The sequence below is a fragment of the Ignavibacteria bacterium genome (genome assembly GCA_041649015.1).
GTDB lineage: Bacteria > Bacteroidota > Ignavibacteria > Tepidaquicellales > Tepidaquicellaceae > CAIKZJ01.
Window position 1 is genome coordinate 180,712 of sequence record JBAZNU010000001.1, and the last position, 18,626, is coordinate 199,337.

Genomic DNA, 18,626 nt, shown 5'->3' on the forward strand with positions numbered 1-18,626 from the left:
ACATTATATTTTTTTGGGGAATATATTTAGTTATTTTTTCATTTTTCAAACTTATTAAAAAGTTAGGATAAAAGCAATCATATAATTATTAGCGGTACAAAAAAATTTATTGATTGAACCGTCGCTCATATTTAATATACAGGATAGTATATTTGTAAATATTTTTTAAAATTCGCTGCACGATGATTTGCTGCTCAATGATTAATAAGGGTTTATGTATTTCCTGTTTTTAAACTTTGAAGTGGTTTTTGTTCTGTTTCTGATTTCTCAATTTGAGCTATTTGCAACATCATAATATAGTGATTCTTCCACATTATAGTGATCTAACCTCGTAAAAAATTTGATTATATAAGAAAAATAAAAGAGATGCTGAATTATGATTAAAGCTTTAATCGTTGAATATATTTCCCCTTTTGAAATTGAAATAGCTGATAATATTCACTAACACACCAATTCCGAGTAACATCCCGACATAAGGCAGAATTTCTATAAAACCCGAACCTCGCCATAGCACTGCAATAAATCCTTCAATCGACCAGTATGTTATCGTAAACCTGCTGAAGAATTGAATTATCTCAGGCATCATCGAAACTGGAAACCATGAACCGCCCACTGCGCTCATCGTCAGTATCAGTAGCGTTCCAAGTCCATTTGCTTGTGCTGAGGTTTTTGTGAACGAGGCTAAAAACATACCAAATGCCGTACAAGCTATAGATGAAGCTATGATTAAAAGTATTAGGTTATGAAAGTTTGAGAATATATCTATCTTGAATAAAAGAGCGCCGCAAAGGAAGAGAACTGTAAGCTGTAAAATACCAATTGCCATGTTATAAAGATATTTGCTCCAGAGAATCTGTGTCCTCGTAACAGGTGATGAAAGTAGTCTTATCATAACCCCCGTCTGCTTTTCTTCAAAAAGTGAACGAGCAGCTGCCGACAGTGAAAAAAGCAGAAACATCATCGCCCATCCACCCACGTTCCTCGTTGCCATTGAGTTCGCTACATTCTTACCCACAAGCTGATACTTTTCCATGTTCAGCATGTTGTCAAAGATATTAAACCCTTCTTTAACAGTGTCGGACTTAGATTTCGTGTTATTAATATTTCCAAATATATCCGCTGTATCAACATTAAAGTATTTGCTCACAACTTTGTTAATTTCCGAATTAAATTTTTTACTGCTGTCTTTCCCGAGTACATTTTCGGATTTCTTGTTCAAACTTTGTGTAAATACTTCTGGAATGCTCTGCATTATTGTCTGCTGTAATACACCTTCAATTATGTTGCTTTCCATATCGTTCTTAGGGTCATAATAATATTTTATTTTAAGACTGCCCGATGTATCAGTGAAAGCATCCTCAGGTAAAACTATAGCTGTAGAAAATTTTCCCGCTATTACAGCATTCTTAATCGTAATGGAATCATAATTTACAATTTCGTCCTTTTCATTTTTGAAAGTTTTTATCAGTTTAAATGTCTTGGTTGTATCAAGTGTACTTTCGATTCTTTTTGCAACAGAACTATTACTCTGATTAACAAACCCAAGTGCAAGTTTCTCAAAATCTCCTGCACCGCTGAACACCGAACCGAATAATGCAATCAAGACCATCGGTACTATAAATGTAAGGCTGAGAGCAACCTTGTCCTTAAAGAATTGTATAAAATCTTTCCTTATTAACTGTAAAATAATTCTCAATCGCGCAGCCTCCGTCCTGTCAGATGAAGAAACAATTCTTCAAGTGTTGGCTTTTGAAGAATTAAGTTTTCTGTTCCTATTTTATTTTCTTCGAGAGTTTTTATAAATGCAGAAAGATTCGTTCCTTCATTTAATTTGATTTCATACTTATCTGAATTTGTGTAAATGCTTCCAAACTTCTTAAAATCAAACGGAAAAGATTCGGGTGTTCGATTCTTTGATATATAAATATGTCCTTTTATTGGAAGAAGTCTCAGCAGTTCATCTGTGGTACCTAATGCAATAATTTTTCCGTTATCAATTATCGCTACCCTATTGCAAAGTCGCTCTGCTTCCTCCATATAATGTGTTGTGTAAACTATTGTAAGTCCTTCATTATTTAGTTTCTCGAGGAAATCAAAAATTGCATTCCTCGATTGCGGGTCAACTCCAACAGTTGGCTCGTCGCACAATAGTACTTTGGGCTGATGAAGTAATGCTGTAATAAGGTTAAGCCTGCGTTTCATTCCCCCGGAAAAATTCTTAACTGTATCCTTGCGTCTTTCATACAACCCGACTGCATTCAGATATTCGTTTATATTATTCTTGAGTTTGGATGAATCTATATTATAAAGTGAACCGAAAAATTTCAGATTCTCATCTGCGGATAGGTCACCGTATAATGCAACAGACTGAGGCACAAAACCAAGTTCGCTTCGGAATTTTAACTCTTTGCCATTTACTTCCTCCCCGTTAATATTAACAGAACCGGAATCAGCAGAAAGGTAACCAATTAGAATGTTCATTAGAGTCGTCTTGCCCGCACCGTTAGGTCCGAGCAATCCAAAGAATTCTCCTTTGTTGATTTCCAGACTCACATCATTCAATGCTTTTATTGTTTTGAATGATTTCGATATATTATTCAGTTTAATCATAGTCTGTAATTACTTATTTAATGCAAGCAATTCAAGACCAAAAATTCAATTCACTGATTGAATTCTTCCGGCTCTTTTCGGGGCAACAACCATTCTTCCCTGCGGCAAGAGGACAGGTGGAGGATTAGAGCCGGACAAATTTGTCGGGACCTCCCATCTCTTTACACCCAGAGATGAAATTGAACCTGCTAAAATGAGACTTCCGTCACCGATGTAATAAACATTGTCAGCATCATCGAGTAGCAGACCTTCAGCACCGAGTGAACTATTAAACGTGTTGCATCTCCACTTCTCTGCTCCTGAAGTATCAAAAGATACAACAAAACTTCCCATAGATACAATTATATAATTTTTTGATGTTATAACCGGCGACGAATAATCATTTGCTCCTGTTTTAGTCCACTTTGTTTCACCAATTTGATTCAGACAGTATAGTATATTATCAGAATGTCCAATAAAATATATATTCCCGAATCCATCCATTACGAGTCCGGTGGATGCTTTGGAATAACTTTTCTGCCAGATTACAGTACCCGATTTATCAGTTTTAACAAGAACAGAATTTTGTGCAAATGTATATATATTATCATCACGGTCAATCATTATTTTGGAATAATACATTCCTTTCAGTAAAGTATTTGTCCAAAGTATGCCTCCGTTTGGAGAAATTGCAGAGAGTCCGTTTTGTAAAAATGTATAAAGGGTTCCGTCTTTGCCTACTGCCGGAATACATACTTCGGCATTACTAATAAACCATTTTTCTGTTCCGGAAGAATCAATACAGTATAGCCTGTCTGCTATTCCGGGTTTAAATGCAACAAAGTATATATTCGTCTCATCCTTGTTCAGACTGATTCCTGCATAATTCCATTGAATCAGAGAATCTTTTTTCCAGACCACCTGCCCGTCAGGGGAGAATTTATACAATGCACCGAGAGGATAAATCTGATGTATATAATATATGAATCCGCGCGAGTCAACGCAAAACTCGCTGCCGTCGCTGTAACTCCCCGACGGAAAAGTGTACAACCAGCCAAGTGTACCGTTTGCGACAGGATTCATTACCGCATCGGGAGCATAAGGGCTTGAAGTATTGCGGGAGTTGTATCCTGGCATAGGCCATATCGGACTTGTATCCGGTATTGGGTTCAAAGGATTTGTAGATTCAGTGCAGCTGTAAAGGATTATTGATAAAAGTATAGCAGCAATTATATTCTTCATAATAAATGAGATTTTTATAGTAATGTTATTAAATCTATTTATTTAAAATTTGTAAACTATTTTACCTGTATCCCCGCATAGCTTTAAATCAATGCGGGGACAAAATTATTCGGATAAATAAATTCTAACACTCAAGTGACTCAAGGTAACGCTCTGCATCTATTGCCGCCATACAGCCCGTACCCGCTGCCGTTATCGCTTGACGGTAAACACTGTCCTGTGCATCACCGCATGCAAAGACTCCTTCAATGTTTGTTCTTGTTGAGGACTTCTCGGTAATAAGATATCCGACATCATTCATGTTAAGCAATCCGTTGAAAATCTGTGTGTTTGGCTGATGACCAATCGCCATGAATACTCCTTCGCATTCATGTAGTTTCACTTCGCCGGTCTTAACATTCTTTAATTTTATACCGGTTACTGCTTTCTTGTTTCCGTCTTGTGTACCGACAATTTCATCAATCACGGAATTTAAAGCAAATTTAATCTTGGGATTCTTCTGTGCACGTTCAAGCATTATCTTTGACGCCCTGAATCCTTCTCTTCTGTGTATGACGAGTACTTCTGATGCATGCCTCGTTAAATAATTTGCTTCCTCCATTGCAGTATCGCCGCCTCCGACTACTGCTACTCTAAGATTTCTAAAGAAAAATCCGTCGCATGTTGCACATGCTGAAACGCCAAACCCCATAAACTTCTTTTCAGATTCAAGTCCAAGATACTTTGCCGAAGCACCCGTTGCTATAATAACTGTATCTCCTGTATATTCCGTACCGTCGTCAGCCCATACTTTTAAAGGTTTTGCAGAAAAATCGACCTTTGTGATTGTTTTAAAATATGAAACAGCTCCAAACCTCTGTGCCTGCTTTCTCATAATGTCCATCAGAACAGGACCTGCTATTCCGTGTTCATATCCGGGATAATTTTCAATATCAGTCGTAATCATAAGCTGTCCGCCCGGCTGTGAACCCTCGAAAATCACTGGTTCAAGATTAGCACGTGCTGTATAAATTGCTGATGTTAAACCGGCGGGGCCGGTTCCGATGATAATAACTTTGTGTTGTCCTTTGTTATCAGACATTTTAATAATCCTTTCTGTAAATATTTTTATAAACTATGTAATCTATTCGTTGAATTGTATCTTACGCTTAATCTCTTCACTATTTGGGCTGAATTCAAGAGCTTTCTTCCAGTAGTAAACTGCTTTTTGCTCATCCTTTAAGGCAAAATGTACATCACCAAGATGGTCAAGCAGTACAGCGTTAGATGCGTTAATTGATACTGCTCGTTCTATGTATTCAAGTGCTGACCTGTAATCTTTCATCATATAAAGTATCCATCCGTAAGTATCAAGATATGAAGGATTGCCCGGCTCTTTGTTTACGGCTCTTCTTGACATATCCTCAGCCTTTTTCAGATTCTCACCGCGGGTTGATAGATTGTAAGCATAATTATTAAGCAGCAGAGCATTATCAGGATCTATCTGCAATGCCTTTTCATAGGTATCGTTTGATTCTTTGTATTGCTTGTTTGAATTGTATGCGAGTGCAAGAGATGATACAATACTTAAGTCGTTTGGATTAAGCTGCATAGCTTTTTCATAGAAACTTATCGCTTCGGGAAGCAAATTCAGCCGCTGAAGTGTAAGAGCATACGAGAAATTCATTCTATAATCATCGGGAGCAAGTTCAAGTCCTTTGCTTAGAGCTGCTTTTGACTCTTCATATTTTTCGAGTGTGAAAAGTCCGTAGCCCAACTGCAGATAGGCTTGCTTCGATGTGTCGGCATATGACAGCCCTTTCGTGAATTTATCGAATGCTTCGTTATTTCTTTTATTGATTATATCCAGCTCACCGAGATAATAATACGGAGCCCAATTTTCAGAGTATTTATTATTCAGATAAACAAAAACATATTCAACTATATCGGAAGTTTTAGAGTCCTGACTCATCATACCGAAATACATTTCCCCGAGCTGTATTTTCTCCTGAAATGTAAGAGAATCTTTACCTATGATTTTGGCAAACTCAATAAAACCTTTTTCAATTTCATTCTTGCGAAAATAAAGTTTCACAATCTCTGCCTGTATCTGTTTATCCTCAGGATTAAGAGCAGAAAGTCTTTCATAGATTAACTTTGCACCTTCCTCATTATTTAGCTTTGTGTACAATGAAGCAAGTTCAAGCAGCAGACTCTTATTGTACGGGTCAAGTTTGAGAGAATATGATAGAACTTCAGCGGACTTTTCATAATTATTCTTTGTATTGTAAATATCATACATCCTTTTGAGTACATCAGGCTCAAACCCGTAAAAATCAGTAATACGCTCATAAACAGCAACCGCATTATCCGGCTGACTCAGCTCCTGATATGCTCTTGCGAGTGAATACAGTACATAAACGTTTTCTGAATCCCGTGCGAGAACCGACTCGTATATCTGAACCGCCTTATCTACCTTACCGGTACCGTAATAAATGTTGGCTTTTAGAATAAGATAATCAGGATTGTTTTCGTTGTACTTTAAAGCATCATTAATATTGATAAGAGCATCCTGATACTTTCCTGTTTGCACTAATATATTTGCTATTGCAAAATATATTCCTCCTGCTTTCTGTTCCTGAAGAGCGGTTTTATACAGTTCCAGTGCTCCTTTATAATCATTCCTTAGTTCAGTAGACTTTCCTGAAATAAAATACTTAAGAGCATTTGTGTTCAGACTGTCACCATGCTGAGAAAAAACCGAAACAGTGGAAAAGCAAATTAGAAAAAATATTATCTTTATTTTAAGCATTCGGATAAAATATGCTTAATTCAGAAAATTCTAAAGTCAAAAAGGATGATGTGCAGTTACAACTTGACAAAGTCATAAAATGAAAAGTATTTATTAATCAGCAATAATCAGTCTCAATTATCTTCTATGTTGTGCTAATTTTTTCTACTATATACAGTTCCTATCTGTGTTAATCTGTATTAACCGTGTAAATTCGTGTTCTATTTATGAATACTTTCTCATTATATTTTCGTATTAATCAGCGATAATCAGTCTCAATCGTCTTTTATCTGCGTGCCATTCTTTTGTATTAAAATCTTTTTAAAAGAGTATCTCCAGACCGAGATTGAAACGGTTATTTAAATCACTCTGTATCATATCGTTGCCCGTTCCGATTGACTTCACACCGTCATAGTAAGTAGCAGAATATTTAGCGGCAAGCTCTGCAAAAGCAAACGGTTTGTACTTTAGAAGTATATACCAGCGTGTACCATTACCGTAAAGTCCGGTATTTGTCATTACACCGCGAAGATCTTCTTCAAACTCATAAACACGTGAATCATAGTCATCAGTCTGGAATACAATAAACCTTGTTGAAACCGAAAGATTCTTCAGTACAAAAGCTTTAAGGTCAGTGAAGAAAAGAAAACCTTTGTTGTTCCCTCCGAAGTTATCATACTTCACCATTACATATTCATACCTGGATCGAATCCTTAAAGTACCGGAAATGTCATAATCAAACCCAATCCGAACGTTTGTCTGGCTGCGGTTATCAATCTTCTGTACCTCGCGGTTGTACTCATCATTAACCGTTCGTGGCTCTTCTTTATTTTTATTCCTGTATTTCATATAAATAAGAAATCCCTTGCCTGCTTTGTATTCAGCGTTCAAAAGAAAGTCATTGCCTGTAGTCGGTACAGGATTATAGTAAGTTCTGTAAGGAAACTTGAACTGATCGAAATAAGTCTCTACTGAAAATTCTTTGAATGGCTTTAGACTCAGTCCTGCATAGAAACCGTTTTCATTATAAGTATTACCGTTGTTTTCTCCAAAACCGAAAGAATGAACAGGCACAAAATCTTCAGGATAATTACGATAGAGGAAAATTACTTCAGCAAACTTTGTTAACGTAACCTGCAATGCTGATAATGAGGCTACACGGCTCGATTGCGAACGAGCAAACTCGCCGAAGAGATTAAAGTTCTTGTATATGATATCATAATCAACGCTAATCATATTAGCTTTATCACCCGTGAAACTGAACAGTTGTTTTGAACTGTCTTGAGAAAACGATTTTGAAAACTTTGAAGTCCAGTATGTTGCACCAAGACGGAGAAAACCGTAATCCGCAAATATTCTCCCTCCGAGTAGCTGCTCCTTTGAAGAACCCTTTCTGTTTTGCTCGCTTATAGTTCTGTGGTTTCCGTCGAAGTAGATACTGGAGAGTTCGTTAAGTGTAGTATCAACAGTGGCATCAAAGTAATTATCTGAATAAAAGATGAAGAAGTTATAGTTTTTAAAAACTACGTTAGCAGCACCTCCGCGAAAGAATTGTATTTCATTAGTAGAACGGTAAGCGTCAATTTCATAGTTATTCTTTTTGACTATGTTAACAGCCTCAGCACCTTTTGAGAATGAAAGCGAAGTCCAGAGACCAAGTCCTTGTCCGAAATTCAGAGTGTAATCTCCGGCAATTATCTTGTTTACAAACTTCCAGTTGTTAAGCTCAAGATATCCCGAATAATAATCTGCATAGTTTGTTTCTCCAGGGTCTTTTTCCACCGTCAGATTTGCACCAAGAGAAAAGTCGCTGCCTTTATACAATCCCGTTAACCTATTATAGAACTTAAGCTTTGAGCCGCTATAATTACCGTTAATATATCCTGCCCTGTCCTGAAGGTCCTGCTGAACACGGCTCCTTATGTTTACATCAGTGTTCTTCAGTATATTATTCGTATAATATTGTTTCTGCGGAATAACTTTTCCCGTTTCCTCTTTTACAACGTCTGACTTTGAACTCTTTGCAAAAAGATAGACCTTCACCTTTTCGTAAAGGTCCTGAGTTACACCGTCTACTTTTAACATCTCCCTTTTTGACCTGAAACTTCCGTTCTCATTCCTGTAATCAATAATCTTCTTCGCAGTAATTGAATTCATATACGGAACTTCTTCAAGTTGTTTAAGAGTGACTGTATTAAGGTCGAGGGGATTTGCTTTAAGGTATTCCATTTTATCAAGAAGCTTGGAATCCTCAGAATCCTCAAGAACTGATTCAAGAAGTTTTTCTTGATACCTGAAAATGTTAAGGTCAGTGGTATCGGGAATTATCCGCAGTGTGTCAGTCTGCGCTGACAACCGTGAATAGCCTATAATACTGCCCTGAAGAATAATCATGAAAACAAAGAATATATATTTAAGTACATTCTTATTCACGGGGCAGTATTATTTTAAAAAATCAGAACCTGATTCTTTCTACGCCATAGACTGTTTTCCCTGAAGCACTCTGTACAAAGACTACTATGTAAGAGTTATTGTAATTTATCGCTGTATTTAAATTGTAATTTTTCGTTACGTTTAAAAGTGTACCCGTCTGTAAAGATACATTATCACCCGCATTATCAGTCAGGAAATTCCTGAAAGTGTTTTGATGATATTTTTCACCGTTCGTTCCCTGATAATACAATTCGCTTTCTGTGATTGCAATAAAAAGTTTTAGGTCGGAAACGGAGCTCGTTGCTGTCTGAAGAAGCGATACATTCACAGTACCGTTTCTTGACGACGTATCGTAAGTGTTAGATATTCCCACTTCGATTGAGTTCCTGTTCTCGAGCTGTGTATTTATCGTATTCAGCCATGCATTCTGATCGTAGCTCGGCATACCCTTACCCATTAAGCTTGCAGCGGGATTCCAGAAATACTGGTAGTAGCTGTGTCTCGCCGCACTGGCTGTTGAGTTGTATAAATAGTACGGGTCGTATCCGTTAAAGTTGGAATGATATCTTATTATAATTACGTTTGTGTCGTTAATCGTAATTCCTTTCAAGCTGTCAACATTATCGAGAAAATAACCCGGGGGCGGGCAGTTAGGACAATTGACTGCTGTGAAGAATTCAACGAGCACTTTGCTGTTAGCCGTTGAAGTATTCGTCTGAATAACTGGATTGTCGTTGGATTCGCAGGAAGATAAAAGCAGACCCGAAAGGAGCAATCCGACAACTGATAATATTATGTTTTTGATTTTCATATTATAATATCTTTTATAAGAGTAACAACTCTAAACTTATTAAAATTTTGAATTAACTGTTAATCGAAAACCTTCGAAAGGTCTTACATATCTGCATATACCGTTCGTACACTTTACACCGCCTCTTTCGGTTCCGTAAGAAACAGTAACTGAATTCGTCGGATTGATTTTGTAAGAAACCTCGCCGACCAGCCAGTTCTTTTTTCCTGTCGGCTCTTGATCGCTGGTTGTCCACTCGTAACTGATTGTAGCTGATACATTGGGTGAACGTGAAACGCTAAGCGATACAAGCTGATTTATAAAATTCGGGTCGTTCGGGTGTTGTGAGTTGTAAACGAACTGCTGTTCGAAGTTCAACTTCGCAGTATAGTCTTTAATAAAGGTGTACCTGAACTCAGTAGGTATTGTATGTATTTTCATCTTTTCAGAAGCGGAAGGATTTAGGTTATCATATATAACCGAATTCTGATAATCATAAGCGACTTTACCATAGAACTTATCCGAAAAATATCTTTCACCTTCAAGGAAAAACTCATACCAGGGAGAGAACTCGTCTCCGAGATCTGGCATCCAGCTGTTGCTCCTGTCAACTCTCTGATAAATAGTAAGCCCGCCCGGGCTGATATCTTCATAATTATAGTGCCTCGATGCTGCTGCAAGATTTACATTGAAAGTTGTTTTATCGTCAGGAGCGTAAACAACATCAAACTGTGCTCCAACCTCATCGTTAAAATCAACAATATGTGGATACCTTGAAAGTAAAGTCGTAGAATGTTCTTTAACCGCAGTCGGCGGATTCTGGAACGGCAGCATACGTGTCGGCCTGTCAAGACTCCTGTAATCGGGAGCCGTTAAATCAAACCTGTAGTTTTTATAGTCCAGAGTAAATCCTATCTTCGGAATTGAATAAGAAACAGACGAATAAAAACCGTCGCCATTAGCATGGAACGGAATAGGATATGTTGTATTCTGCATTGTGTTAGTGTGCTTATGAGCATAAGACGCAAAAACCTGTAGATTGCCGATGTTCAGCGATGCATATCCTTCAGGAATGTAACTCTGCAGTGCAGTAGTGTCAAACGCAGCAGGAACAGAGCCCTGTGCGTAAACATAGTTCGTTCCAAAAGTTATGTTCTTTATCGGTGATATCTCAAAGTTGCCCGCCCTTATATCATATGTTTCAACTCTTTCGGGTTTAAGATTATCATTGAAAACTATCCTGCCCAGCATAAGCAATCCTTTTGTCTTAACAGGTTTCTTCTCTCCGAAAGTTTTCTTGTAAGAAACCTTAACTCCGTCAACACCCGTATCGTAGAAAAGTGCTCTGTCTTCAAAAGTGTTGAAAGAAAGACCTTTGGCAACAATCTCCCAGTAATCTCCCGCGCGGAGGTTCAGTCCGACATCTGTATTGTTGTACTCAACAAACCTTTTTTTAATACCTCTGTAATTAACACCGTATTCAATAGGCTGGTCAATTTCATACCTCATACCAAAAATAATATCGTTCACCGATAGGCGTGCATCCGTGACGTTCTCAAAATATTCTTTAGAATACGAATTACCGAGGAAAGTCTCCGTACCGCTTCCATACCTTAGAAGATTGTTTACAGCTGCTTTAACATCAAGTTTAATCTGTGCATCGGCAGAAACAGCAATACCGAGAAATATTATACCTAATAATAATTTTTTCATAATGTAGTGGGGAAAAATTTATTTTATAATTATTTAATATTCAGACCCTCTTTTATTTCCTTTTCTATAATGACCTCATCGCCCGTCTTAAATCCGACATGCACGGCAATGATTTCCTTCTTTTTATTCAGCATAACAGAATAGGGCATTTCATCCTTACCGCTGTACCCTTCAAAAACACGCTTATCTGTATCAAGCAAAACGGGGAAAGAATAACCCTGCGCTGTTATAAATGCTTTTACTTTCGCCACTGATTTCTGATTGTCAACACTAAGAGCAACATACTCGAAACCCTGTGAATTATACTTATCGTACAGCTCCGACATCTTCTTCATTTCTTCTTTGCATGGCGTACACCAGGTTGCCCAAAAACTCAGCATTACGATTTCTGATTTCTCAAGAATCTTTTGCATGCTTACGTCGTTTCCATCAAGATCGGGAAGAGTGAATTCATAGTACATCTGTGCCTTTGCAAATGTTACAAAAACAAATGTTAAAACTAAAAGACAAATTACTTTTTTCATTTCTTTATATTATAAATTAAGTTTATAAAATGTCAGTACAAGAGCCGTTATTACCAGATTGGCAATAGCGAGTGGAAGCATAACCTTCCATCCGAGATTCATTAGCTGGTCATACCTGAACCTTGGTATAGTCCATCTAACCCATATAAACACGAACACCATAAACACAACCTTCAGTACAAACGCAAGCACCTGAAGAATACTCACCAGAATATCAGGCAGTCCTAATGTCTGTAAATAAGGCACCTGCCAGCCGCCGAGATATAGCGTTGCGATTACGGCAGAAGAAACAACAACAGACGCATATTCAGCAAGAAAGAAAAGAGCAAACTTCATACTTGAATATTCTGTATGGTATCCGCCCACAAGCTCCTGCTCAGCCTCGGGAAGGTCGAAGGGAGTGCGGTTTGTTTCAGCGAAAGATGCAACAAGAAAAATAATAAAACCAATCGGCTGAAGAATTATATTCCATTTCCACCCGTACTGATTTTCAACTATTGTATCCAGCTGTAACGAGCCGTTTATAAGTATAACACCAAGCACGGCAAGTCCCATCGAAAGTTCATAGCTTATCATCTGTGCCGACGCACGCAGTCCGCCGAGAAGTGAATACTTATTATTAGAAGACCAGCCACTGAGTGTAATCCCATAAACGCCGAGAGAGAGCAGCGCAAGAATGTAGAGAATGCCGATGTTAACGTCTGCAATCTGAAGCTTAATCTCTCTGCCCGCAATTAGAATCTTATCACCGAATGGAATTACAGCAAAAGTCGAAAGCGCCACAAACATTGAAATTGCAGGAGCAAGAGAATGCACAAACTTATTTGCTTTTGCAGGGACAATATCCTCTTTAAGTATCAGCTTTATCGCGTCTGCTAAAGGCTGTAAAAGACCTTTATAACCTACCCTGTTCGGACCTATACGGTTTTGAGTAAACGCGGAAACTCTTCTTTCGGCATAAACAGTGTACGCAACAGCAGTAAGCAACGTTATCTCCACAACTAAAATCTTTAATACAGTAATAATTATATCAATCAACCATTCGGACATAGAAAAGTATGTTACTAATTTTAATTTATTATAAAAGTTACTAAAAATATTTTTAAAATTTAAGTTAGAAATATTTAATAATTACAAACACACCATTTTATTTCTAACTATCTTATATTGTTACCTCTTCACTTTATTACTTGATCATCATTTTAACTATTTCCACTCTTCCTTCCTTCAAATCCATGTGTGTTTGTAAAATCCGTGAGGATCAACGTTCTATTTCTTTCTCTGCGTCTCCTCTGTGCTACTATCCGCAAAAACGTTGTAATAGAAACAAACTTCTAAAAATAATAAAATGTAATTTTATATGTTTATTAAACAATTTATAACTTTTACTATTCTCTTTGCTACCTCTGCGAACTCAGCGGTTATATTTAATCTTGTTCTTTGCACTGAAAAGTCTTGTTCTTAGTTATGAAAAAGATTTTCTTCTCAGCATTAAAAATTTTCTTGCTCTCTATAGTTAATATATCTATTCTCTGCGCCCTCCGTGCTACTACCGTAAAACCGTTGTAAGTAAACGCCCCTCTTCTTTTAAATCCGGCTCTGATCCTGCTTCAATTAACCGTATAAAGAGATTTAAGCTTAATTCTATGTTCGCAAAATCTGTTAAAGAGTTTCCGTCTGCTTATGATCTCTGGGCTAAAAAAACACGGAACAAAATGTCACCTTATAATTGTGTCTTTAAAAACAATTATGATGCTATCGAACATAATGATGTTTCTCAGTATGTTCGTATATTCCCCGATTCTAATTTCTTCGTACATCCGGAATCTTTCATTTTTAATAAAGATTATCTATATGTATCTTTTAATCCCGCTGAATCAAACATCTCAAATTACAACAACGTAAAATACTTTCAGGCTGCCGTAATTATCTTCTGTAAAGATTCAATTATAGATATTCAAGATGAATTTAGATTTATTAACTATTTGTCTCCGCTGCCTAAAGTGAAAAATAACGGAACAGTTTCTTTAAGCCTTGCTCTCAGCAATAATGAAATCATTAATCCGGAAATGCCCTCACTGTTGGATTATCAGAAATCAGAACTAACATTCTTCAGTCAGCATTCTGTTTTCATTGCCTTTATGACTCTCGGTTACGGCAAAAACATTATGCACAACTCTCAAACAATCAGCATTCTCAATCAATAACCCCTCACTCACCCTTCCCGTATTATGCTTCATGCATCTTACGGGAAGGTCCTTTCTTTCTTATAAATCACTCCAATCTATGATAGCAATGCAAACAATATGTTTTGATTGTAAATTCATCCTTGTTCATATAAATATGGAATACCTAACGGTATTCTATCTGTATGCGATATATCAACTACCGATATGGAATGCCTACGGAATTTTCTTCAATTACTACAATTATTAATCGCGTAGCGATTATATGTTGATAGCAGCATTATTTCACATTTACTTAATTGCAATGTTCATTTCAGATCGTGGGTTATTTTCATTGGCTTGATATTTTAGGAATATTCAGCGATTTTAAAACATGGTATCTTTTAAAAACTTTAATAATAATAAATATGAAGATAAAATTACTTATTGCGTTTGTTATTCTGACGGTATCAGGAATGGGTATTGCACAAGACATAAAAGATATTGGTGTTAAAGAAAGTGCATCAATTCAGAGTACTACAAAACAGTTTTCTGATAACCTATTCTTTGGAGGAGATTTCAGCGCAAGTTTCGGGACCTATTCTCAGATAACAATAGCTCCATCTATCGGATACAAGTTAAGCAGTATGTTCGCCGCGATTCTTAAAGTGGGTTACTCACACGGCTGGACGAGTGATTACAAAGACCAGAGCGGCAGCACTCTCGGTTATGATAATTTTGGCACGAACCTTACATTAAGATTTTCACCGGTAAGACAATTTTATGCATTACTCGAACCCGCATATTACAGCTACGAAGCACCGATTGCATATTCTTCCGGAACTACTCTGCTTTATTATGGAAAAGAAAGAAGGTCTGTACCATTTGTATTTCTTGGTGCAGGAGTTTATCAGGCTATACCAAATTCAAGATTTGGATTAACAGCTGAAGTAAAAGTTGATTTACTTAACGATAAAAACTCACCGTATAAGGAATGGACTCCAATGTATTCAATCGGTGCGACTTTCGGATTTTAGTTTTTTGAGAAGCTGTTAAAAGGTAGAACTTTATAAAAAGGCTTTTATAAAAAAGGCTGATATTTCTATCAGCCTTTTTTTTAAAATAAAATTAAATTGTTATTTAAGTAATACCTTGTTGTTCACAAGCTGCTCAGCCGTTGCTTTTACGAACGACTTCGTGAAGTCGGTTATTGAAGAAGGATTAACTGTTTCAGAGACCATTGAATAATCAACTTCACCGTTATCGTTATCATAGATGCTCGTTTCAATGTAAATCTCCGTGTCGGTTACGTAGTAACCCGGTGCGTACAGTGTGTTATAACTCATGAAGTAATAGCTGTAATAAGGTGCATAGTAGTATGAGGGCATGTATGTCGGCGTTCCGGGAACATACTTCTGTTCAGACTTCGCATCTTTAACCTTCATAATCATAATGCCGTCAATGTTGTTTTCTTTCATTTTTTCAACAATCATTTTTTCGGCTGCGCTTTTATCGTCAACCTTGCCGTCTTTATCTTTATCGAATGCATCATATGCAAATATATCATAGGTCGTGATACATTTTATTCCCGATGTTTTGAGTTCTTTAACCATAGCGTCTTCAATCGACCTTCGGGCAACAATGTTATCTTTTGTAACTGCAAGAATTGCTAATTTACTAAATTTCTTCCCCGTAAATCCTTTTGCTTTCCATGTATCGGTTATATACGTCATAGAACCGCATGAATAGAGGAATGACGAGAGTATAAACGCTGTAATAAATAGTGATAATTTTTTCATAGTATTAAAAAGTTAAATTTTAAAATTACTCATTCAAACTTTTTCTTCGCAAGAACAACTGCGCCTACAACGGCGGCAAGCAGAAGCATTCCTGCAGCAAGAACGTGGAATGAATATGTTGTGAATAAAACCTTACCAAGACTTTCTGCGGTGCCTATCTGTTCCGCAGTTTCACTCATCTGCTTCCCCTGGAACCCGAAATAAAACGAAATCCCGAGAACACTTAAAAGCAGTATTGAAATAAGTATTGACGTAATCTTTTTAATTGAAAGAGGTTCCGTAACCTTAGACTCTTTTCCCACATTTAAAAGCATGATAACGAAAAGGAACAAAACCATTATGGCTCCCATATACACAAGCACCTGAATTATAGCAATGAACTGAGCTTTAAGAAGCAGGTATATCACCGCAACCGTGAAGAAATTCAGGATTAAAAATATAGCGCTGATGATGGGATTTTTTCGTGTAACCATAAACAGTGCGGAAACAACAGCCGCCGCACCAAACACCAGAAATATAATCGTTTCGAAACTCATTAATTGTAATTTACCAAATATAAGATTAATAATACAAAATTATAACTCAAATTTTAATCAAAACTCTTCACGCTCCACCATGAGAATCTGGCTTTGCGGTACTATGTAATACTTTTCATCCCTGTAAACGACTTCAATAGAGCTTTTCTGAAGAAAGATTGCGAGGTCACCTTCTTTAACTTGCAGCGGAATGTATTTAACTTTTTCATCGTTCTGTTTCCATGATTCATCGAGGTCATCTGCAGGCTGTGCGAGCGGGTATCCGGGACCTACTTTCATTATATAACCCGTCTGTACGATTTCCTTTTCCTGAACTCCGGGCGGCAAATACAGGCCGGTTTTAGTCTTATCGGAAAGAGATTTAAGTTTTATTAGAACCCTGTCTCCTACTATTATTAAGTTTTTAAGTTTATTTTCTGTAAATTCCATTTTAAGATATTTAATAAATTTACATATAGATTTTTGAACAAGAAATGTATTTAAATAGTAAAAAAACTTAATGTTTTGTATATTAATAATTCAAATGGATAACATTTCAGATTGCATATAATTAGATGAGTTTAACAACGGAAAATGTTTTACTCGTAGGATCAATTCTGTTGATTATTTCCGTACTTGCGGGTAAGACTTCATATAAATTCGGAGTTCCGGTGCTTATATTCTTCCTTGCGATAGGCATGCTTGCAGGGTCGGAAGGAATTGGGGGTATTTATTTTGATAATCCAAAAGTTGCACAGTTTATAGGAATAATAGCATTAAACTTTATACTTTTCTCCGGCGGGTTCGAGACTGATATGAAATCTATTAAACCGGTGATGTGGAAAGGAATCGTTCTTTCAACTTTTGGAGTTCTTATAACCGCTTTTGCTGTCGGTTTATTCGTCTGGTATTTTCTCGGGTTTACTATTTATGAGGGATTACTTCTTGGTTCTATAATATCTTCGACAGACTCAGCCGCAGTTTTTTCAATACTGCGTTCAAAAAGTCTTGCGCTTAAACATAACCTCCGTCCGTTGCTTGAACTCGAAAGCGGAAGCAACGACCCTATGGCTTACGTACTTACTATAGTCTTTACGGGTCTCGTTATACATCCTGAAACAACTTTGCTAAGTTCGATACCGATGTTTATTCAGCAGCTTGTTCTCGGCACCGCTATGGGGCTGGGGCTTGGTTATGCAAGCAAACAGGTTATTAATAAAATTAAACTCGACTATGAGGGTTTGTATATCGTTCTTGTTATTGCTCTAATGTTCTTTATTTTTGCTTCAACTGATTATATTGGCGGTAACGGTTTCCTCGCTGTTTATCTATCCGCTGTTTATCTTGGAAATCAAGAATTGATTCACAAGAAAAAATTACTCAAGTCGTTTGATGGTTTTGCATGGATGATGCAGATTGTTCTTTTCGTTACGCTCGGACTGCTTGTTTACCCGAGCCACGTAGTTCCTATAATAGGAACAGGACTTATAGTTTCAGCTGTGTTGATTTTATTCGCCAGACCATTGAGCGTATTTATAACATTGTTGCCGTTTCAAATTACTACGAGAATGAAGATGTATATTTCATGGGTAGGACTTAGGGGTGCTGTACCTATTGTGTTTGCAACTTACCCTCTAATTGCAGGAGTCGATAAAGCTGGGCTCTTCTTTAATATAGTGTTTTTTATTTCAGTATCTTCTGTTCTTATTCAGGGAACAACTCTTCATGTTGTTGGGAAATGGCTGCATCTTACACTGCCCGAATCCGTGAAACCACGTACAATAGTCGATATGGAAAGGTTTGAGAGTATTAAATCATATCTGCACGAGATAATAATCCCTGCAAATTCATTAGTAGTGGGTAAAGAAATTGTAGAGATTGGATTTCCGAAAACCGCACTTATTTCATTCATAAGAAGAAACAGCAAGTTCTTTTCCCCGGGCGGCTCAACGGTTATTGAAGCCGGAGATAAACTTTTTGTACTCGCTGAAAGTAATGAGAGTATAAAAGAAGTTTATAAGTGTCTGGACGTGGAGGAGAATTAGAACATTAGGATGACGGTATTATAAATTGCTCCCGCGAATTC

At 37.1% G+C, this 18,626-nt stretch carries 16 protein-coding genes; 3 read left to right on the forward strand and 13 right to left on the reverse strand.

The window, feature by feature from the left end:
* Window positions 1-388: 388 nt before the first annotated feature.
* The 10 genes from WC644_00675 to nuoH form a co-directional block, all read right to left on the reverse strand.
* A complete protein-coding gene (locus tag WC644_00675; GenBank protein ID MFA5010442.1) occupies window positions 389-1,696 on the reverse strand; it encodes an ABC transporter permease in 1,308 nt (435 codons plus the stop codon).
* Entirely contained in the window at window positions 1,693-2,610 is a 918-nt protein-coding gene (locus WC644_00680) for an ABC transporter ATP-binding protein (protein MFA5010443.1), read from the reverse strand. Before WC644_00680 ends, WC644_00675 begins: the two co-directional genes overlap by 4 nt.
* A gap of 45 nt (window positions 2,611-2,655) precedes the next feature.
* Window positions 2,656-3,831, reverse strand: a complete 1,176-nt coding sequence (locus WC644_00685) for a PQQ-binding-like beta-propeller repeat protein (protein MFA5010444.1) — start codon at window positions 3,829-3,831, stop codon at window positions 2,656-2,658.
* A 124-nt stretch (window positions 3,832-3,955) separates the two neighbouring features.
* Window positions 3,956-4,912 (reverse strand): thioredoxin-disulfide reductase, encoded by a 957-nt coding sequence (gene trxB, locus WC644_00690; protein MFA5010445.1) that lies wholly within the window; start codon window positions 4,910-4,912, stop codon window positions 3,956-3,958.
* 42 nt (window positions 4,913-4,954) lie between these two features.
* Entirely contained in the window at window positions 4,955-6,622 is a 1,668-nt protein-coding gene (locus WC644_00695) for a tetratricopeptide repeat protein (GenBank protein MFA5010446.1), read from the reverse strand.
* Between the two features lie 300 nt (window positions 6,623-6,922).
* Complete coding sequence (locus tag WC644_00700) at window positions 6,923-9,034, reverse strand: helix-hairpin-helix domain-containing protein (protein ID MFA5010447.1); 2,112 nt, start codon at window positions 9,032-9,034, stop codon at window positions 6,923-6,925.
* A gap of 22 nt (window positions 9,035-9,056) precedes the next feature.
* Entirely contained in the window at window positions 9,057-9,845 is a 789-nt protein-coding gene (locus WC644_00705; protein MFA5010448.1) for an Omp28-related outer membrane protein, read from the reverse strand.
* Between the two features lie 39 nt (window positions 9,846-9,884).
* Complete coding sequence (locus tag WC644_00710) at window positions 9,885-11,537, reverse strand: DUF6029 family protein (GenBank protein MFA5010449.1); 1,653 nt, start codon at window positions 11,535-11,537, stop codon at window positions 9,885-9,887.
* Between the two features lie 29 nt (window positions 11,538-11,566).
* The gene (locus tag WC644_00715; GenBank protein ID MFA5010450.1) at window positions 11,567-12,061 is read right to left on the reverse strand and encodes a TlpA disulfide reductase family protein; all 495 of its coding nucleotides are present in this window, start codon (window positions 12,059-12,061) and stop codon (window positions 11,567-11,569) included.
* Window positions 12,062-12,070: 9 nt separating this feature from the next.
* Window positions 12,071-13,111: an NADH-quinone oxidoreductase subunit NuoH gene (nuoH, locus tag WC644_00720; protein ID MFA5010451.1), complete on the reverse strand. Its 1,041-nt coding sequence runs from the start codon at window positions 13,109-13,111 to the stop codon at window positions 12,071-12,073.
* Window positions 13,112-13,707: 596 nt separating this feature from the next.
* Here nuoH and WC644_00725 point away from each other — a divergent pair.
* Together WC644_00725 and WC644_00730 are read left to right on the forward strand one after the other, a co-directional pair.
* Window positions 13,708-14,268: a hypothetical protein gene (locus tag WC644_00725; protein ID MFA5010452.1), complete on the forward strand. Its 561-nt coding sequence runs from the start codon at window positions 13,708-13,710 to the stop codon at window positions 14,266-14,268.
* Between the two features lie 386 nt (window positions 14,269-14,654).
* Window positions 14,655-15,263, forward strand: a complete 609-nt coding sequence (locus WC644_00730) for a hypothetical protein (protein MFA5010453.1) — start codon at window positions 14,655-14,657, stop codon at window positions 15,261-15,263.
* Window positions 15,264-15,362: 99 nt separating this feature from the next.
* Here the strand turns inward: WC644_00730 and WC644_00735 are convergent, their stop codons facing one another.
* Genes WC644_00735 through WC644_00745 form a run of 3 tightly spaced genes read right to left on the reverse strand, consistent with a single transcriptional unit; the run spans window position 15,363 to window position 16,990 of the window.
* Entirely contained in the window at window positions 15,363-16,025 is a 663-nt protein-coding gene (locus WC644_00735) for a hypothetical protein (GenBank protein MFA5010454.1), read from the reverse strand.
* A 29-nt stretch (window positions 16,026-16,054) separates the two neighbouring features.
* Window positions 16,055-16,561, reverse strand: a complete 507-nt coding sequence (locus tag WC644_00740) for an NADH-quinone oxidoreductase subunit J (protein ID MFA5010455.1) — start codon at window positions 16,559-16,561, stop codon at window positions 16,055-16,057.
* 57 nt (window positions 16,562-16,618) lie between these two features.
* Window positions 16,619-16,990 (reverse strand): co-chaperone GroES family protein, encoded by a 372-nt coding sequence (locus tag WC644_00745; GenBank protein ID MFA5010456.1) that lies wholly within the window; start codon window positions 16,988-16,990, stop codon window positions 16,619-16,621.
* A 125-nt stretch (window positions 16,991-17,115) separates the two neighbouring features.
* Here WC644_00745 and WC644_00750 point away from each other — a divergent pair, with 125 nt between their 5' ends.
* Complete coding sequence (locus WC644_00750; GenBank protein MFA5010457.1) at window positions 17,116-18,585, forward strand: potassium/proton antiporter; 1,470 nt, start codon at window positions 17,116-17,118, stop codon at window positions 18,583-18,585.
* The last annotated feature ends 41 nt before the right edge of the window (window positions 18,586-18,626 follow it).